We start from the raw sequence: 17,098 nt of genomic DNA, 5'->3' as shown, positions 1-17,098 counted from the left end.
CACTTAAATGCGTTCCATCTTGGGCAACCACACCCGGATCAGCGAAAACAGCCGGTCCAGGTCAATTGGCTTGGCCAGGTAATCGTTGGAGCCCGCCGCGAGGCAGCGCTCCTGATCGTCCTTCATGGCCTTGGCCGTCACTGCGATGATCGGCAACTTGCGCCAGCGCGGGTCCTGGCGGATCAAGGCGGTGGCCTCGTAGCCGTCCATCTCCGGCATCATCACGTCCATCAACACCAGGTCGATATCCTCGACCTCATTGAGCCTCTCGATCGCCTCACGGCCGTTGCGGCCAATGACCACAATCGCGCCCTTGTGCTCCAGGGCGCTGGTGAGGGCGAAGATATTGCGCACATCATCATCCACCAGCAGCACCTTGCGCCCCTCGAAGACCTTGTCGCGGCTGCGGGCGGTCTTGAGCATCTTCTGTCGTTCCTGGGACAGCTGGGATTCGACTTTGTGCAGAAAGAGTGTCACTTCATCCAGCAACCGTTCCGGCGAACGGGCGCCCTTGATGATGATCGAGCGTGAATACTTGCGCAGTTCTGCCTCTTCGTCGCGGGTCAGGTTGCGCCCGGTGTACACAATCACCGGCGGGAACGAGCAGATATCCTCGGTGGCCATGCGCTTGAGCAACTCGTTGCCGAGCATGTCCGGCAGCTTGAGGTCGATGATCATGCAGTCGTACACCGTGCTGCGCAGCAGGTCCAAGGCCTCCTGGGCGAAGCCAACGGCGGTGATTTCGATGTCGTCATCACCGATCAGGCGCGCGATGCTGTCGCGCTGCAAATCATCGTCTTCCACCAGCAGGATGCGCTTGACCTTCTGCGTCAGCTTGGCCTCCAGGCGCGCAAATACGTCCTTGAGCTCTTCGCGGGTGGTGGGCTTGACCGCATAGCCGATGGCGCCCATGTGCATGGCGGCTTCCACGCGATCCTCCACGGAAATCACATGCACCGGGATATGCCGGGTCTCGGCGTGTTCCTTGAGGCGTTGCAGCACGGTGAGCCCGGAGTGGTCGGGCAGGCGCATGTCCAAGAGGATCGCGTCGGGCAGGTACTGTTGGGCGAGGTTATAGCCCTCGTCCGCACCATGGGCCACCAGGCAGTGGTAACCCAGCTCATGGGCCAGGTCGAAGAGGATGCGCGCAAAGTTCGGCTCATCTTCCACCACCAGGATGCAACGGGTAACGAACGGTGCCTGCTCGCGGTCGTCGGCAAAGCGCGGGATCAACGCTTCATCCGCCACCGGCAACGGTGAAACCCGTACCGGCGCCACAGGGGCCGGGGCGGCCACCATGGCCCGCGGCTGCTCGATAGGCGGCGCGTCTTCGTCGCGCTCCACGTACTGCTCTGGCAGCACCAGGGTAAAAATGCTGCCCTGGCCCGGCTCGCTGGTGACGTTGATGTAGCCGCCGAGCAAGGTCGCCAGGTCGCGGGAAATCGACAGCCCCAGGCCGGTGCCGCCATAGCGGCGGTTGGTGGTGCCGTCGGCCTGGCGGAAGGCTTCGAAGATGCTTTGCTGCTGGTCGGGCGCGATGCCAATGCCGGAATCGCGCACGGTAAAGGCAATGCCCTCCCCCGGCTGGCGGGAAATGGTCAGGCTGACCTGGCCCTTCTCGGTGAACTTGACCGCGTTGGACAGCAGGTTCTTGAGGATCTGTTCCAGGCGCTGGCGGTCGGTGAACAGCATCAGCGGCGCGCCGGCCTGCACTTCCACCTGGAAACCCAGCTTGCGGTCGCGGGCCATAGGCTCGAACATCCCGCGCAGGCCCTCGACCAGGCGTGCCACGCTGGTGTTCTCGGGACGCATATCGAGCTTGCCGGCCTCGACCTTGGCAATGTCCAGGATGTCATTGATCAGGTTAAGCAGGTCGTTGCCCGCCGAGTAAATCGACTCGGCAAACTTGACCTGTTCGGCACTGAGGTTTTCCTCGGAGTTTTCCGCCAGCAGCTTGGCCAGGATCAGCGAACTGTTGAGCGGCGTGCGCAGTTCATGGGACATGTTGGCGAGGAACTCGGACTTGTACTTGCTGGAGCGCTGCAACTCGTCGGCGCGGTCCTCCAGCTCGACCTGCACGCGATTGAGCTCGACGTTCTTGCGGTCCATGGCGTCGCGCTGGTCGGCAAGGATCTGGGTCTGCTCGGCCAATTGCTCGTTGGTCTGCTCCAGCTCCGCCTGCTGGGTTTCCAGGTGCGCCTGGGATTCCTTGAGAATGCGCGACTGCTCTTCGAGTTCCTCGTTGGCGGTCTTGAGCTCTTCTTGCTGCACTTGCAACTCTTCGTTGAGCTGCTGGGTCTCGGCCAGCACTTCCTGCAAGCGCTGGCGATAGCGCGCCGCCTCGATGGAGGTGCCGATATTGCCCGCGATCAGCTCCAGCAGCTCCACATCGCGGTCGTCCAGGGGGCGCAAGAAGCCCAGCTCGATCACCCCATTGACCCGGTCATCATCACTGGTCGGCACCACCAGCACGCTACGCGGCGCGCCATCACCCAGGCCCGAGCTGACCTTGAAGTAATCCACCGGCACATCGTCCAGGCGAATCACACGGTGCTGCTGTGCGGCCTGGCCGACGATCCCCTCATCGCGGTAGATCGCCTGCTCCTGCTGCTCCTGCTCCCGGGAGAAGCCATACGCGGCCACGCGCTTGAGGCCACCGTGTTCTTCGCGCACATACAGCGCAGCCACCACCGAGCCCATGTACTGGGCACAGAATTGCAAAATATTGCGCCCCAGCAGGTTCAGGGTCAGTTGGCCAAGCACCTGTTCGGCCAGCTCGGTCTGCCCGTTGCGCAGCCAGGCCTGCTGTTCCAGGCGCTTGGCGATCTTCATCTGCGAGGCCAGGTTGGCGCTGTAGCTGTCGGAAAGCACCATCAGATTCTTTCTGCCGACGTAGGCCAGGAAACCACTCAGGCCCAGCACAAACAGCAGGTAGAAGGTCACGCTCAGGACTGTGGTGCGCGTCACGTCCTCATTGCGGTCGATGCGAAACTGCTGCTCCATGGCAACCGCGGCGTCGTATTCCTTGCGAATTTCGTCGGTCAGGCGCTTACCCCTCCCGGCTTTCACCGCGCCACGGTAATCACCGTTCTGCCGTTGCAGGTCAATCATCGTCTGGGCGTAGTTGTTCCACTCCAGTTGCAGCGACTCCAGGCGCTTGAGTCGGTCCACTTGCTGGGGGTTATCCGCCACCAGGGCCTGCAAATTGCGCAGGTCGGAAATGATCCGTGGCTTGGCCACTTCGTAGGGGTCGAGAAAATGCTCATCCCCGGTAATCAGGAAACCGCGCATGCCGGTTTCCTGGTCGACGGTCAGTTTCGCGGTTTCATTGAGGTTATTGATCACCCGATCGGTGTGCTCCACCCACTGGATCACCGACAGCAGGTAGGTGATCAGGCACACGAAAAACACCGCGCTGAGCACACCCACGCCCAATGGCAAGGCCACGTTACGGCTCAGGAGTTTGCGGAAACTGTTTTCATCGACGGACGATGCGGGAGTCATGGGCGTGCCTTGGCCAAGAGCGGAAAAACCGGGAGTTTGCCCCAAAATCGTCGGTAAGGGCTACGTTTATGACGTATTTCAACGACACACTCAGGACATTGCGCCGGATTATCGGCACAATACCCACCCCGCTTGGGGAACTTGCCGGGATCGACGCAACTCACTAGAGGATGGTCTCGTTAACACCATCATCTGGGAACCCTCATTATGTCCGCTGCCTCCACCATCCTTGTCGTCGAAGACGATGCCATCGTGCGCATGTTGATCGTCGATGTGCTCGAAGAACTGGAGTTCAAGGTGCTCGAGGCTGAACACGCCGAAGCCGCCCTGGTATTCATAGAAGACAACATCCATGTGATCGACCTGATGATGACCGACTGGGGCCTGCCGGGCATGAATGGCAAGGAGCTGGCGCAGCGAACACGCACATTGCGCCCAAGCCTGCCCATCCTGCTTGCCAGTGGCTATGCCGAAAACATTGAGCTGCCCGCAGGTGTGCAGATGATTGCCAAGCCATTCTCCATCGATCAACTGCGCGATAAAGTCAAAAGCATGCTGGGTTGACTCACCCCCCCTGTATCCCCGCAAACAAACCGTGATTGCCCCCACACAAAGTCATTAATTCGTTCGAGTGACTAGCGAGTCTGAATTTAACTGCTAGCTTCAAACGACATGTCCTACCAGGTTTTCGAATAAGGACTACCGGCAGCCCTACGAAAGCGCTATCGGGTCAGTGACCAAGGAACTGGGGAATCATCATGTTCACAGCACCGCGACTTCCAGCATGTATGTTGGCCGCTTTACTGTTGCCCGCGTGTTCTGCCCAGGCCGATAACGCCGAAACCGCCAACAAGAGCAACAACCCGCTCAACATGGCACCCGGCGCCAACTTGCAGGACTACTACACCCCCAGGCTGTACGACACCAATGCCCATACCAATGACGTGTTGCTGCGCGGCACCCTGCCCATTGCCCCCTCGGACTTTATCGGCGTGCCCCAACTGCTGCGCGCCACCCTGCCCCTGAGCACTCGCCCCGATCCCCATAGCGGCTACAGCACCGGCATCGGTGACCTGAACCTGTTCGATATCTTCCTGCTCAAGACCGAAGGTGTGCAGTTGGGCATCGGCCCGCAGCTCACCGCGCCGACTGCCGAGCACGATGAACTGGGCACCGGCAAATGGCAGGCCGGCCTGGCAGCCGTGGCCATCGACGCCTCGCCCCGTGGCCTGCTGGGCGCGCTGGTGCAGTACCAGAGCTCGTTCGCCGGCGACCGCGACCGGGCCCACGTGGAAAGCGCGACCTTCCAGCCCTTCATCATCCATAACCTGCCCAAGGGCTGGTACCTGCGCTCCACGGGCACCTGGACCTTCGACCTGAAGAACGACACCCACTACATCCCCATCGGCTTTGGTGCGGGCAAGGCCTGGAAAGCCGGCAGCAATATTCTCAACGCCTACGTCGAGCCGCAGTGGACGGTGGCGCGCAAGGGCGATGGCCTGCCGCAGTTCACCCTGTTCGCCGGGATCAACGTGACTTTCGGGAAATAAGGACGATTTATGCAGGCCCTGATGCGCAATGCCGGCTTCACCCTCCTGGCTCTGTCCGCCAGTTGTGGCGTGGGCGTGCACGCCCAGACCCTCGACACCCGCATCGGCCCGATCACCATGGAGGGCGAATTGCCCGCCCACAGTGAAATCGCCAAGCTGTACGGCGAGCTGGATTTCCAACAGGCCACCCAGAGTTTTCTCTGGGCTCTGCCGCTGGTGTCCTACGCCCAATGGCAGGACGAATTCAGTACCAAGCTCGGCGCGCGCAGTGGCGACCTGATGGTGCTCACCACCTACGAAGACAAGCTCGGGGTGATCACGGCCAATGCCACCACCCCGTATATCCTGGGGTTTGTCGACCTCAACGAGACCGGCCCGCTGGTGATCGAGTTGCCACCGGGGCCTACCGCCGGCGGCATTGGCGACTTCTGGCAGCGCGCAATCATCGATATGGGCCAGACCGGCCCGGACCAAGGCAAGGGCGGCAAGTACCTGGTGCTGCCACCGGGCCACGAACCGCCCGCCGATGCGGGCAAGTATTACCTGGCCAAGTCGCAAACGATGAACGTGCTGGTGGGCTTTCGCGTGCTCGACCCCGACCCGGCCAAGGGCAAGGCCCTGGTCGAGCAATTTCGCATGTACCCCTACGCCCAGCGCGCCAACCCTGGCAAAACGCGCTTGCTGTCACCCGCTGGCAAGCCGTGGTCCGGCACCCAGCCGCGCGGCATGGCGTACTGGGAGCGCCTGCACGGGATCATCCAGAAGGAGCCAGTCAACGAGCGCGACCGTTTCTACATGGCCATGCTCGCCAGCCTGGGCATTGAGAAAGACCGGCCGTTCAACCCCAACGAGCACCAGCGCCAGGCCCTGGAGCAAGGTGCGCAGATGGGCGAGTTGATCGCCAAGGCCAACGCCTTCGCCAAGCGCTTCCCCCAGGCCCAGTACTGGCCGGACCGCCAGTGGGATACGGTGCTGAACATCGCCGCCCCCTCCCAGCGCGTGACCTTCTACGACCAATTATGGGAGCGCAGCGCCTGGTTCTATGAAGCGGTGACCAACACCAAGGGCATGGTCTCCAAGACTCCGGGCCTGGGCCAGACCTATCTCGGCGCCTACACCGACCAGAAGGGCCAATGGCTCGATGGCGCCAAGCACTACAAACTGCACGTGGGCGCCAACCCACCGGCCAAGCAGTTCTGGTCGATGACGGTGTACGACATCGACAGCCGCTGCCTGATCGACAACCCGCAACGCAAGGCCGACCTGTCTTCTCGCCAGGACCTGAAGAAAAATCCCGACGGTTCGGTGGATTTGTACTTTGGCCCCACCGCGCCAAAAGACTTCGAGAACAACTGGGTGCAAACTCTGCCGGGCAAACACTGGTTCAGCTACTTCCGCTTGTATGCCCCTACCGAGGCCTACTTCGACAAGCGCTGGAAGCTCGACGACATCACCCCTGTTCCCTGACGGTTTGAAGGAAGGACGCACCAACATGATTGGAAAACCGACGCGCCTGCTGCTGGCGAGCCTCTCGATACTGCTGAGTACCGGCGCCTGGGCGGACTTTACCGCCTCCCCCGGCGAAGCCCGGGCCATTGCCAAGGAAGCGTACCTGTATGGCTTCCCGGTAGTGGAAATGTACAAGACCCTCTACACCCAGGCGGTGGACAAGGGCGGCGCCAACTTCAAGGCGCCGTTCAACCACATCGGCAACACCGCCAAGGTTTTCACCCCCAAGGACACGGCCTTCGTCACCCCCAATTCGGACACCCCCTACTCCTTTGTCTGGCTGGACCTGCGCCGCGAGCCGATGGTGCTGACCCTGCCGAAAATCGAGGACAACCGCTATTACTCCGTGCAGTTGATCGACCTCTATACGCAGAACTTCGCCTACCTGGGCACCCGCAGCACCGGCAACAATGGCGGGCACTACATGGTCGCCGGGCCCGACTGGAAGGGCCAGCAACCGGTGGATGTGGACCGTGTGGTCTACAGCGAAAGCAATATCGCCTACGCCCTGTATCGCACCCAGTTGTTCGATGACAAGGACCTGGCCAAGGTCAAGCAGATCCAGGCCGGCTACAAGGTCCAGCCCCTGAGCGGCTACGTCAAACAGGCAGCGCCGGCCAAGGTGGCGAAGATCGAGTGGCCCAAACCGGTCGCCGAGATGAGCGACAGCCCGCAGTTGTTCCGCTACCTGAACTTCATGCTGGCCTTCGCCGCGCCCCAGGACAGTGAAAAAGAGCTGCTGGCGCGTTTTGCCAAGATCGGGATCGCCCCTGGCGCGCCGTTCAAGGTTGCCCAGTTGAGCGCCGAACAACGCAAGGCCCTGGAAGACGGGATCGCCGATGGCAAGGCCGAGTTCGCCACCTTCAAGAAAGACAAGGTCGACACCCATCAAGTGGCCAGCGGTGACCTGTTCGGCAGCCGCGACCACCTGCAAAACAATTACCTGTACCGCTACGCCGGTGCCGACATGGGGATTTTCGGCAACTCCACCGATGAGGCCGCCTACATGGGCTACTTCGTCGACAGCGAGGGCAAGCCGGCCAACGGCGCCAAGCACAGCTACACCCTGCACTTTGCCAAGGGCCAACTGCCGCCCGCCGACGCGTTCTGGTCACTGACCATGTACAACGGCAAAAACAAGCTGTTGGTGGCAAACCACAAGAAACGCTACCTGATCAACTCGCGGATGTTGCCCCAGCTCAAGCTCGATGCCGATGGCGGCCTGACGCTCAAGGTCCAGCATCACGAACCGCCCAAAGCCGAACAAAGCAACTGGCTGCCAGCACCACCCGGTCCGTTCTACGCCGTACTGCGCATTTACCTGCCCAAGCCTGAGGTGGGTAACGGCCAGTGGAAACTACCGGCGCTGACCCCGGTGAAATAACCGCCCCGACACCCCTGACATCAGGCCCAGACAAGGAGTAGCGCCATGGTTTCACGCAGTCGACTGAGTGCATTCGCCGCCGCCACGCTGGCGCTGGTGCCAGGGATAAGTGTTGCGGACAATGCCAGGGATTGGCAGAACACCCCTACCGATCTGAATATGCTGTTCGGCTACTACAACCGGGTGGACACCAACACCCCCATCGACACCACGCTGCCCATCGATGGCCTGTCGCTCAACGCCGATGTGTATCTGTTGCGCTACGCGCGCTCGTTTGGCATCGACGGGCGTAACAGTGCCATCCAGTTTATCCAGCCCTATGCCGATGTTTCGGCGTCCTTCGATAACGCGCGCTTCTTCGATGGCACCAAGCACAACGGCGGCATGGGCGATGCCCAGGTGGTGTTCGCCCATAACATCTTCGGCGGCCCGGCCCTCACGGCGGCGGAGTTCGCCAGCTGGAAACCCGAGACCTTCCTGACCGGTGCCCTGTGGGTCACCGTGCCCACCGGTGACTATGACAAGGACCGCGTGATCAACATCGGCGCCAACCGCTGGGTGGTCAAGCCAGAACTGGGCTTCGGCACGCCGTTGGGCCCCACTTGGCTTGAGATCAATACCTGGGTCTCGCTGTTTGGCGACAACGACGAGTACCACGGCGACAGCAAGCTGGAGCAAAAGCCGCTGTACGCCATCGAGGGTCACTACAGCTACACCATCAATCGCGCGCTCTGGGCCTCGCTGGATGCCACCTACAGCCGGGGTGGTGAAAGCAAGATCGACGGCATCTGGCAGGACAACAAGCAGGAAAACGGCCTGTTGGGGGCAAGCCTGGGCTTTATGCTCACGCCGCAATTCGGCGGGTTGCTGGCCTATTCCGACACCATTGCCGAGCGACGCGGCTCGCCCGACGTGAACACCTGGACCTTGCGCATGCAATACGTCTGGTAATCGCATTCGTGAGGTACGCCATGTCGCGCTTTCATCGTATGTTGCTGGGCCTGCTGCTTGTCAGCGGCGGTGCCGTGGCCGGCGAACTGGAGCCCAAGGCCCTGGCCGCCCTGGAGCAGATGGGCAGCTATCTGCGCAGCGTGCAGCAGTTACGGCTCGATACCGACAGCCGCACCGACCAGGTCCTGGAGAGCGGCCAGGTCATCGAGTTCAATCACCAGACTCACCTGCAGGCCAGGCAGCCCGACAAGCTGCGGGTGCAGGTGGAACGCAATGGCGAGCGCCGCAGCCTGTTCTATAACGGCCAGCGCTTCACCCTCTACGACAGCCGCAGCGGCTACTTCACCGAGCAGGCCGCTCCCACGGATATCGCCAGCCTGCTCGCCCAATTAAGTGAACGGTACGGCATCGAACTGCCCCTGGCCGACCTGTTCCGTTGGGACGCCACTACCGCCAAGGCCGCCGGTCTGAGCGACGCACTATGGATCGACAGCCAGACCCTCAATGGCCAGGTATGCGATCACTACGCCTACCGCCAACCGGACATCGACTGGCAACTGTGGGTGCGCCAGGGCCCGCAGCCACTGCCGTGCCGCCTGGTGATCAGCCGCCGCGACAGCGCCGGGCAGCCGCGCCACAGCGTCGACTATCGCTGGCAGCTGGACGCCCCGAGCAACGACCGCGACTTTGAATTCACCCCGCCAGCCGGTGCCCGGGCAATCCCCCTGGCCCCCGCAGGAGCACAACCATGAAGCCCGTGGCGGCGGTGCTCACTGCCAGCTTGCTGCTGACCCTGTTCAACCCGCTGACCGCCCACGCCTGGCAGATGCGCGGCGGTGGTGGCGCACGGACCTTCGTCGTGCCCCATGGCGGTGGCGGTTTCCATCCACCGCCGCCGCACCCGATGCCGGCGCCCCGGCCCATGCCGCCTCATCCCGAGCCACACCCGCAGCCGGGGCCGCATCCGTATCCCGGGCCGGGACCAGGGCCTGGGCCGCATCCTTACCCGATGCCACCGCCGCCACCACCGCCACCACCGCCGCCGGATGATTGGTATCACCCCTGGGCCACGGCCGCCGTGATCGGCGCCACCACCGCGACGATCCTGGCCATCGGCACGCGGGTCAACACGGTGCCGGTCGATTGCGTGTCGGTCATCGCCAATGGCGTGGCCTACCAGCATTGCGGGCCGACCTGGTACCAACCGCAGTACGTCGGCAGTTCCGTGCAGTACATCGTGGTCGCCGCACCCTGGTGATCCAATGTTTCAAGGATGATTGTGATGACAGCGCTCAACGATCTTAACGCCCTGCAAGCCAGCATCGCCGAAAGCGTGCTGGGCCAGGACCAGGTTATCCGGCAGATCCTCCTGGGCCTGCTGGCCAACGGTCACCTGCTGCTGGAAAGCCTGCCGGGGCTGGCCAAGACCCGCACGGTCAAGGCCCTGGCCAGGCACCTCGACGCGCAAATGAGCCGGATCCAGTTCACCCCCGACCTGCTGCCTTCGGACATCACCGGCGCCGAGGTGCTGCACCAGGTGGACGGGCAGAACCAGATCCGTTTCCAGCCCGGCCCCTTGTTCGGCAACCTGATCCTGGCTGATGAAATCAACCGCGCCCCGGCCAAGGTCCAGGCCGCCCTGCTCGAAGCCATGGAAGAGCGGCAAATCACCGTGGCCGGCGCCAGCCACGCGCTGCCCGAACTGTTTATCGTGGTCGCCACTCAGAACCCCATCGAACAGGAAGGCACCTACCCACTGCCGGAAGCGCAGATGGACCGCTTTTTGCTGAAAATCCTCCTCGACTACCCCAGCGCCGACGATGAAAGCCAGGTGCTGCGCTTGCTGCGGGCCGAAGAACAGGCAGGCGACGCCCCTGTCACTCAGGGCTTCAACCTGGCACAAGAGGTGATCTTCGCCGCCCGCCGGGAAGTCAGCGCCGTGCAGGTCGCGCCGGCCATCGACCGCTACCTGATCGACCTGATCAACGCCACCCGCCATCCCGGCGACTACGACCCGGACCTGGCACGCTGGATCAGCCTCGGCGCCAGCCCCCGTGGCGGCATCGGCCTGGACCGCTGCGCACGCGCCGATGCCTGGTTGCAGGGCCAGGCATTCGTCACTCCGGCCAACGTGCAAGCGGTGGTGCATCCAGTACTGCGCCATCGCCTGCAACTGAGCTACGACGCGGTGGCCGATGGAGTCAGTGCCGATCAGGTGCTCGACCGCCTGCTGGCCAAAGTGGCGATCCCGGCATGAACGCCGACGGTCAGGTCTACGTGTCCCTCGGGCAGTTGATGGCCCTGCAGTTCCAGGCACGGGGCTTGAGTTTTGTGGCGCGCCAGCCCCAGGGCAGCATCCTGGCGGGCAACCATGCGTCACGCCTGCGCGGGCGCGGCCTGAACTTCGATGAACTGCGGCGCTACCAGCCCGGTGACGACCTGCGCCACCTCGACTGGCGCGCCTCGCTGCGCACCGGCAAGCCGGTGGTGCGCGCCTTTACCGAAGAGCGCGACCGCCCGGCCTTGATCGTGGTCGACCAGCGCATGTCGATGTTCTTTGGCTCGGTGCGCAGCTTCAAATCAGCCGTCGCCGCCGAACTGGCGGCGCTCGCCGCGTGGATGGTATTCAACGCAGGCGACCGGGTCGGCGGCGTGGTGTTCAACGATGAGCGCATCGACGCCGTGGCCCCGTTGCGCAGCCGCAAGCGGGTCGAGGCCCTGTGCAGCCGTATCGTGCAGCACAACCAGGCGCTCAATGCGCGCAATCCGGACCATGAGGGCGACGGGCAACTGGACAAGGTCTTGCAGCATTGCCTGGCGCTGGCCGGGCATGACCATTTGATCTGCATCGTCAGCGACTTTGCCGGCGCCGGGCCGCGCACCCTGCAACTGCTGCGTCAGCTGTCGGCCCATAACGATGTGCTCGCCTTGCAGGTCTACGATCCCCTGGCCCTCAACGTGCCCAAAAGTGGCCAACTGCGCGTGACCCAGGGCCAGTTGCAGGTGGAATTGGCCGTGCAACAACAGCAGGTGCGCCAACCCCTGGGGGATTTTCTCGGCGGCCGCCTCAAGGATGTCGCCAACCTGTTGCGGCGCAGCCAGGTGCCCGTGCTGATGTTCAGCAGCGCCCTGCCCGCCGCCGAGCAATTGCGCGACGAACTGGGCAGGCGCCGTTGAACGCCCAGGTGCCGAGCATCGAACAGCTGCAAGAGCTGGGCTTACCCGCGCCCGTCAGCTACTGGCCGCAGACCTGGGGTTGGTGGCTGCTGCTCGGCCTGCTGATCCTCGGCCTGCTGGTGTGGGCGGCCAGGGCCTGGCTTGCGTGGCGCCGCAATGCCTATCGCCGTGAGGCCCTGGCCCGCCTGGATGCGCTGGAGGATCTACGGGAACTGCCGGTGTTACTCAAGCGCGTGGCGCTGTCGATGCCCCTGGCCCCCGAAGAGCTGCAACGCGTGCCGACCTTGAGTGGCGCCGACTGGCAAGCCTTCCTGCAACGCCATGGCGCTGGGCAGGTGCCGGCAGACCTCAGCCGGCAACTGGCCGAACTGGCTTACGCGCCGCCCGAGGCGCTGGGCGCCGAACAGCGTGCACGCCTGCTGGCCCAGTGCCGAACCTGGGTGGAGGGGCATCATGTGGCAGCTTGATTACCCCTGGTTGTTGCTCCTGCTGCCAGCGCCCTGGCTGGCCTGGCGTTACCTGCCCGCCTACCACGAGGCGCGCAGCGCGGTGCGGGTGCCGTTTTTCGCCGGGATGAGCCGCGCGGTGGGGCAAGCCCCGGCAGCCAGCGGCAGCCGCAGCAATCGCGGGCAATTGCTGCTCAACCTGCTGGTCTGGGCCCTTCTGGTGCTGGCCGTGGCGCGCCCGGTCTGGGTAGAAAAACCTATCGAACGCCAACAGCCGGTGCGCGACCTGATGCTGGCCATCGATATTTCCCAGTCCATGCAGACCCAGGACTTCACCGACGCCAGCGGCCAGAAGATTGACCGCCTGGCCGCAGTCAAACAGGTGGTGCAGGGGTTTATCCAGCGGCGCAAGGATGACCGCCTGGGCCTGATCCTGTTTGGCAGCGGCGCCTACCCCCAGGCACCGCTGACCCTGGACCATGCCAGCCTGGCGCTGCTGCTCGATGACAGCGGCATCGGCATGGCCGGGCCCAACACGGCCATTGGCGATGCCATCGGCCTGAGCCTGAAGCTGCTGGACGCGGCCCACGAGCAGGAGAAAGTGCTGATCCTGCTCACCGACGGCAACGACACCAGCAGCGCAATCACCCCGGACCACGCCGCCAGCATGGCTGCGGCCAAAGGCGTGGTAATCCATACCATCGGCATTGGCGACCCCGGCGCGTCGGGCGAGGCCAAGGTCAACCTGGGCGCCTTGCAACAGATTGCCGACGCCACCGGCGGGCGCTATTTCCGTGCAGAAAACCGCGACACCCTGGACCAGATCTACAGCACCCTCGACCAGCTCACCCCCCATCAGGTCCAGACCCTCAGCCACCAACCCAAGCGCGATCTGTTCTGGCTGCCCCTGGGCGCAGCCTTGAGTGTGTTCGCCGTATACCACCTGATCGCTGCAGCATGGCCGTACCGCACCAGACGGGAGGTGCCGGATGGCGTTCAACCTCAGTGACTTGCACTTCCTGCGCCCCGCCTGGCTGCTACTGGCCTTGATCGGCGTGCTGCTGCCCCTGCTCTGGCGGCGTAACCGCGACCTGCAACGCCGCCTGCGCGGCAATATCGCCCCGCACCTGTTGCCGCACCTGTTGCTCACGCCCAGCGATCCCCATCGCCTGCGCCCGGTGCACCTGGCCAGTGCGTTGCTGGTGCTCGGCGCCCTCGCCGCTGCCGGGCCGACCTGGGAGCAGGACCGACCGGCCTTCCTGGAGAATCGCGCACCGTTGATCATTGCCCTCGACCTGTCCCCGTCCATGGACAACATCGACGTGCCGCCCACCCGCCTGGAAGCGGCCAAACACAAGGTGCATGACCTGGTTGCGCGGCGCAAAGGCGCAAGAACCGCACTGATCGTCTACGCCGGCAGCGCGCACCTGGTGTTGCCGCCCACCGATGACCCGGCGCTGCTGGACAGCTTTATCCAGGCCCTCGCCAGCGACCTGATCACACGGCCGGGCAAGGACGTGGCTGCGGTCATCGAGCAAGCCAGGCGCCTGCTCGACGCAGAAAAGTCCCCCGGCACCCTGCTGCTGCTCAGCGACGGGGCCGACGTCGCCCAACTGCCGCGGCTCAAGCCCCTGTTGGCCGACAGCCCGCTGCAAGTGTTGGTCCTGGCGGTGGGCAGCAACCCCGGCAGTTTCGACGCCCCGGCCTTGAAGCAACTGGCCGCCGCCACCGATGCGCCGCTGGGCAGCTTGACCCTCAATGACGACGACCTGGACTGGGTGGAGCTGCACGCGCAGCAGCACTTCCAGGCGGCCGATGAACAACAGCGCGCCCTGCAATGGAAAGACGAAGGCTACTGGCTGTGTTGGCCGCTGTTGCTGGTGGCACTGTTCGGCGTGCGCCGGGGCTGGAGCCTGAATTGGGCCGCCGTGGTGATGCTGGGCCTGTTCCTGCAACCCGCGCCGGCCCAGGCCAACGGGCTGGCCGATGCTTTTCTGACAGCCGATCAACAAGGGCGCTGGGCCTTCGAGCACCATCACTACCCCGCCGCCGCCCGCCTGTTTGTCGACCCCTACTGGAAAGGCATCGCGGCCTATAACGCCGCCGACTACGATCTGGCCCAGGCCACCTTCGCCCAACTCGACAGCGCGCAGGCGGCGTTCTACCTGGGCAATATCCATGTGCGCCGCTTCAAGTTCGACCAGGCCATCAGCGCCTACCAGCAAGCCTTGCAGCGCCAGCCACAGTTCCCCGAGGCCAGTGCCAACCTGGCATTGGCCATGGCCCTGAAAAAAGACACCGAAAGCGCCGCCGACAACGCCCCCGAGGTCAAGCCCGACGCGATCAAGTTCGACAAGACGCCCGGCAAGGGCCAAACCAAGGCGGTGCAGACCGAACAAGCCAGCAGTGACGCCCTGTGGTTGCAGAACCTGACCACCTCGCCGGCCAACTTCCTGCGGCGCAAATTCAGCCTGCAAGACCAGGGCGGCGCCCATGAATAAGCCTGCCCTGCTCGGCCTGCTGTTCTGCACACAGCTCATGGCCGGCGAGCCGCAACTCAAGGTGCACGTGCAACTGCTGCCCGGCCCGGCAGTGATGGTGGGCGAGCAAGCGCAGTTGCAGGTGGACGTGCTGACCGACACCTGGTTCACCACTGCCGCCAGCCTGCCCGCCCTGCAATTGCCGGGCGCCCGGGTCGAGGCACCGGGGGGCGAGGCCGAGCACCTGACCCAGGTGATCGACGGCCAGAACTTCTATGGCATGCGCTATCGCTACCGCATCACTCCCAACGTGGCACAGCAGTTCAACGTGCCGTCCCTGGCCGTCAGCGCCCAACCCGGTCAGGCCAGCGCCCCTCTGACTGCGCACAGCGCGCCACTGGCGTTCAAGGCCACGCGGCCACCCGGATTCAACCCCGGCGAGAACCTGCTGGTGGCCGAAGGGGTGCGCCTGAGCCAACACCTCAGCACCTCGGCCACACCGCTGAAGGTGGGCGACAGCCTGACCCGCACCCTCACCCTGCAAGCCGACAACACCCCGGCGCTGTCCTTGCCGGCGCCGCCTCAAGCCTCGATCGAAGGCCTGCGCGCTTACCCGCAGGCGCCGTTGATCAGCAATCTGGACGACGGGCGCGGTACTGTCAGCGGCGGCCAACGCGTGGACCGTTGGGTATACCGGGTCGAACAGGGCGGCCATTACCAGTTACCGGCCATCAGCGTGAAATGGTGGGACAGCCGCAACCATCGCCTGCAAGTGGCGCAGTTGCCCGCCATCAGCGTCGAAGCCCTGGCTGGCAGCGACTACCGCCCGACCTTTTCGATCGCCCAGGACCTCAAGGACCTGGGCCAACACACGCGCTGGCAACTGTCGCGCCACGGCCTGGCCTGGAGCGCGGCGCTGGTGCTGCTGCTATTGGCCGGCTACCTCGGCCACTCGCTCTGGCCACGGCTGCCAGCACTGTGGCGCCGCGCCTGGACAACATTGCGCCGGGTCTGCCGTCGACTACGCTTGCTACCACTGAACCCCCGTCGCGAAAAGGATTTCCCATGACGTCTCTGCGCCGCTCCCTGCCCCTGCTGCTGTGCCTGAGCTTTCCCGCATTGGCCAGCGACCCGCTGCCATCATGGAATGAAGGACCGAGCAAACAGCACATCATCGAATTCGTCCAGGCCGTGACCGCCGAAGGTTCGACGGACTACGTCAAGCCCGCCGAGCGCATCGCCGTGTTCGACAACGACGGTACCCTGTGGACCGAGCAGCCGGCGTACTTCCAGGTGCTGTTCGCGTTCGATGAAATCAAGCGCCTGGCGCCCCAGCACCCGGACTGGAAAACCACCCAACCGTTCAAGGCCGTGCTGGAAAACGACCACCAGGCCCTGGCCCAGAGCGGCATGGACGGCCTGCTGAAAATCATCGGTGCGACCCATACCGGGATCAGCACCGAGACCTTTATCGCCAATGCCAAGGCCTGGCTGACCCAGGCCCGCCATCCGAAAACCGGCAAGCCCTACACCGAGATGATCTACCAGCCGATGCTGGAAATGCTCGACTACCTGCGCAGCCAGCAATTTAAGACCTACATCGTGTCCGGCGGCGACACCGCCTTCATGCGCGCCTTTGCCGACGTGGTCTATGGCGTACCGCCGGAACAGGTGATCGGCAGCAGCTTCGTCACGCAGTTCCAGATCAACGACGGCAAGCCGCATATCCTGCGTACCGCCAAGCTGGCCCATAACGACGATGGCCCGGGTAAGCCGGAAAGCATCGATGCGGTGATTGGCCGGCGACCGATCCTCGCCTTCGGCAACTCCGACGGCGACTTGCAGATGCTGCAATGGACGGCGGCAGGCGCGGGGAAACGTTTCATGGGGCTGGTGCACCACACCGACGCTGCGCGGGAGTGGGCGTATGACCGCAACTCTTCGGTGGGGCGCCTGGACAAGGCCCTGGACGAGGCCAATACAAAGGGTTGGACCGTGGTCGATATGGCCGCCGACTGGCGGCGTATCTACCCGTTCGAGCCGGTTGTGCAAAAGCAGCTGCAATAAGCAAAGACGTCGCGATGGACTGTAGTAAAC

At 63.8% G+C, this 17,098-nt stretch carries 15 protein-coding genes; 14 read left to right on the top strand and 1 reads right to left on the bottom strand.

Annotation, left to right across the window (positions count from 1 at the left end; genetic code table 11):
• Positions 1 to 3: 3 nt before the first annotated feature.
• Positions 4 to 3,504 carry a response regulator gene (locus AC19YY_RS20445; protein WP_500604754.1) on the bottom strand — a complete coding sequence of 1,167 codons (3,501 nt, stop codon included), beginning with the start codon at positions 3,502 to 3,504 and terminating at the stop codon, positions 4 to 6.
• A gap of 207 nt (positions 3,505 to 3,711) precedes the next feature.
• On the opposite strand from AC19YY_RS20445, the gene AC19YY_RS20440 reads away from it, so the two are divergent.
• From AC19YY_RS20440 to AC19YY_RS20375, 14 genes are all read left to right on the top strand, one after another.
• Positions 3,712 to 4,068: a response regulator gene (locus AC19YY_RS20440; protein ID WP_169952505.1), complete on the top strand. Its 357-nt coding sequence runs from the start codon at positions 3,712 to 3,714 to the stop codon at positions 4,066 to 4,068.
• A gap of 224 nt (positions 4,069 to 4,292) precedes the next feature.
• Positions 4,293 to 5,054, top strand: a complete 762-nt coding sequence (locus AC19YY_RS20435) for a hypothetical protein (RefSeq protein WP_169952507.1) — start codon at positions 4,293 to 4,295, stop codon at positions 5,052 to 5,054.
• A 9-nt stretch (positions 5,055 to 5,063) separates the two neighbouring features.
• Positions 5,064 to 6,521 (top strand): DUF1254 domain-containing protein, encoded by a 1,458-nt coding sequence (locus AC19YY_RS20430; protein WP_169952509.1) that lies wholly within the window; start codon positions 5,064 to 5,066, stop codon positions 6,519 to 6,521.
• Between the two features lie 25 nt (positions 6,522 to 6,546).
• Positions 6,547 to 7,947, top strand: coding sequence for a DUF1254 domain-containing protein (locus AC19YY_RS20425; protein ID WP_169952511.1), 1,401 nt, complete (start codon positions 6,547 to 6,549; stop codon positions 7,945 to 7,947).
• A gap of 45 nt (positions 7,948 to 7,992) precedes the next feature.
• On the top strand, positions 7,993 to 8,898 hold the full coding sequence (locus AC19YY_RS20420) for a transporter (RefSeq protein WP_169952514.1): 906 nt from the start codon (positions 7,993 to 7,995) through the stop codon (positions 8,896 to 8,898).
• Positions 8,899 to 8,918: 20 nt separating this feature from the next.
• Positions 8,919 to 9,650, top strand: a complete 732-nt coding sequence (locus AC19YY_RS20415; RefSeq protein WP_169952516.1) for a DUF2092 domain-containing protein — start codon at positions 8,919 to 8,921, stop codon at positions 9,648 to 9,650.
• Positions 9,647 to 10,156, top strand: coding sequence for a hypothetical protein (locus tag AC19YY_RS20410; protein WP_500604753.1), 510 nt, complete (start codon positions 9,647 to 9,649; stop codon positions 10,154 to 10,156). Before AC19YY_RS20415 ends, AC19YY_RS20410 begins: the two co-directional genes overlap by 4 nt.
• Positions 10,157 to 10,180: 24 nt before the next feature.
• Positions 10,181 to 11,155 (top strand): AAA family ATPase, encoded by a 975-nt coding sequence (locus tag AC19YY_RS20405; RefSeq protein ID WP_169952518.1) that lies wholly within the window; start codon positions 10,181 to 10,183, stop codon positions 11,153 to 11,155.
• Positions 11,152 to 12,075: a DUF58 domain-containing protein gene (locus AC19YY_RS20400; RefSeq protein WP_169952519.1), complete on the top strand. Its 924-nt coding sequence runs from the start codon at positions 11,152 to 11,154 to the stop codon at positions 12,073 to 12,075. Before AC19YY_RS20405 ends, AC19YY_RS20400 begins: the two co-directional genes overlap by 4 nt.
• Entirely contained in the window at positions 12,072 to 12,542 is a 471-nt protein-coding gene (locus AC19YY_RS20395; protein WP_169952520.1) for a DUF4381 domain-containing protein, read from the top strand. The genes AC19YY_RS20400 and AC19YY_RS20395 overlap by 4 nt, the downstream gene beginning before the upstream one ends.
• On the top strand, positions 12,529 to 13,530 hold the full coding sequence (locus AC19YY_RS20390; protein WP_169952521.1) for a vWA domain-containing protein: 1,002 nt from the start codon (positions 12,529 to 12,531) through the stop codon (positions 13,528 to 13,530). Before AC19YY_RS20395 ends, AC19YY_RS20390 begins: the two co-directional genes overlap by 14 nt.
• Positions 13,511 to 15,022 carry a vWA domain-containing protein gene (locus tag AC19YY_RS20385; RefSeq protein ID WP_500604752.1) on the top strand — a complete coding sequence of 504 codons (1,512 nt, stop codon included), beginning with the start codon at positions 13,511 to 13,513 and terminating at the stop codon, positions 15,020 to 15,022. The genes AC19YY_RS20390 and AC19YY_RS20385 overlap by 20 nt, the downstream gene beginning before the upstream one ends.
• Positions 15,015 to 16,070 carry a hypothetical protein gene (locus AC19YY_RS20380; RefSeq protein WP_500604751.1) on the top strand — a complete coding sequence of 352 codons (1,056 nt, stop codon included), beginning with the start codon at positions 15,015 to 15,017 and terminating at the stop codon, positions 16,068 to 16,070. The genes AC19YY_RS20385 and AC19YY_RS20380 overlap by 8 nt, the downstream gene beginning before the upstream one ends.
• Positions 16,067 to 17,068, top strand: coding sequence for an HAD family hydrolase (locus AC19YY_RS20375; protein WP_500604750.1), 1,002 nt, complete (start codon positions 16,067 to 16,069; stop codon positions 17,066 to 17,068). Before AC19YY_RS20380 ends, AC19YY_RS20375 begins: the two co-directional genes overlap by 4 nt.
• The last annotated feature ends 30 nt before the right edge of the window (positions 17,069 to 17,098 follow it).

The organism is Pseudomonas sp. MF09156 (assembly GCF_059862305.1).
Note: the sequence above shows the minus strand (reverse complement) of the source record. Positions and strands in the feature narration are given on the sequence as shown.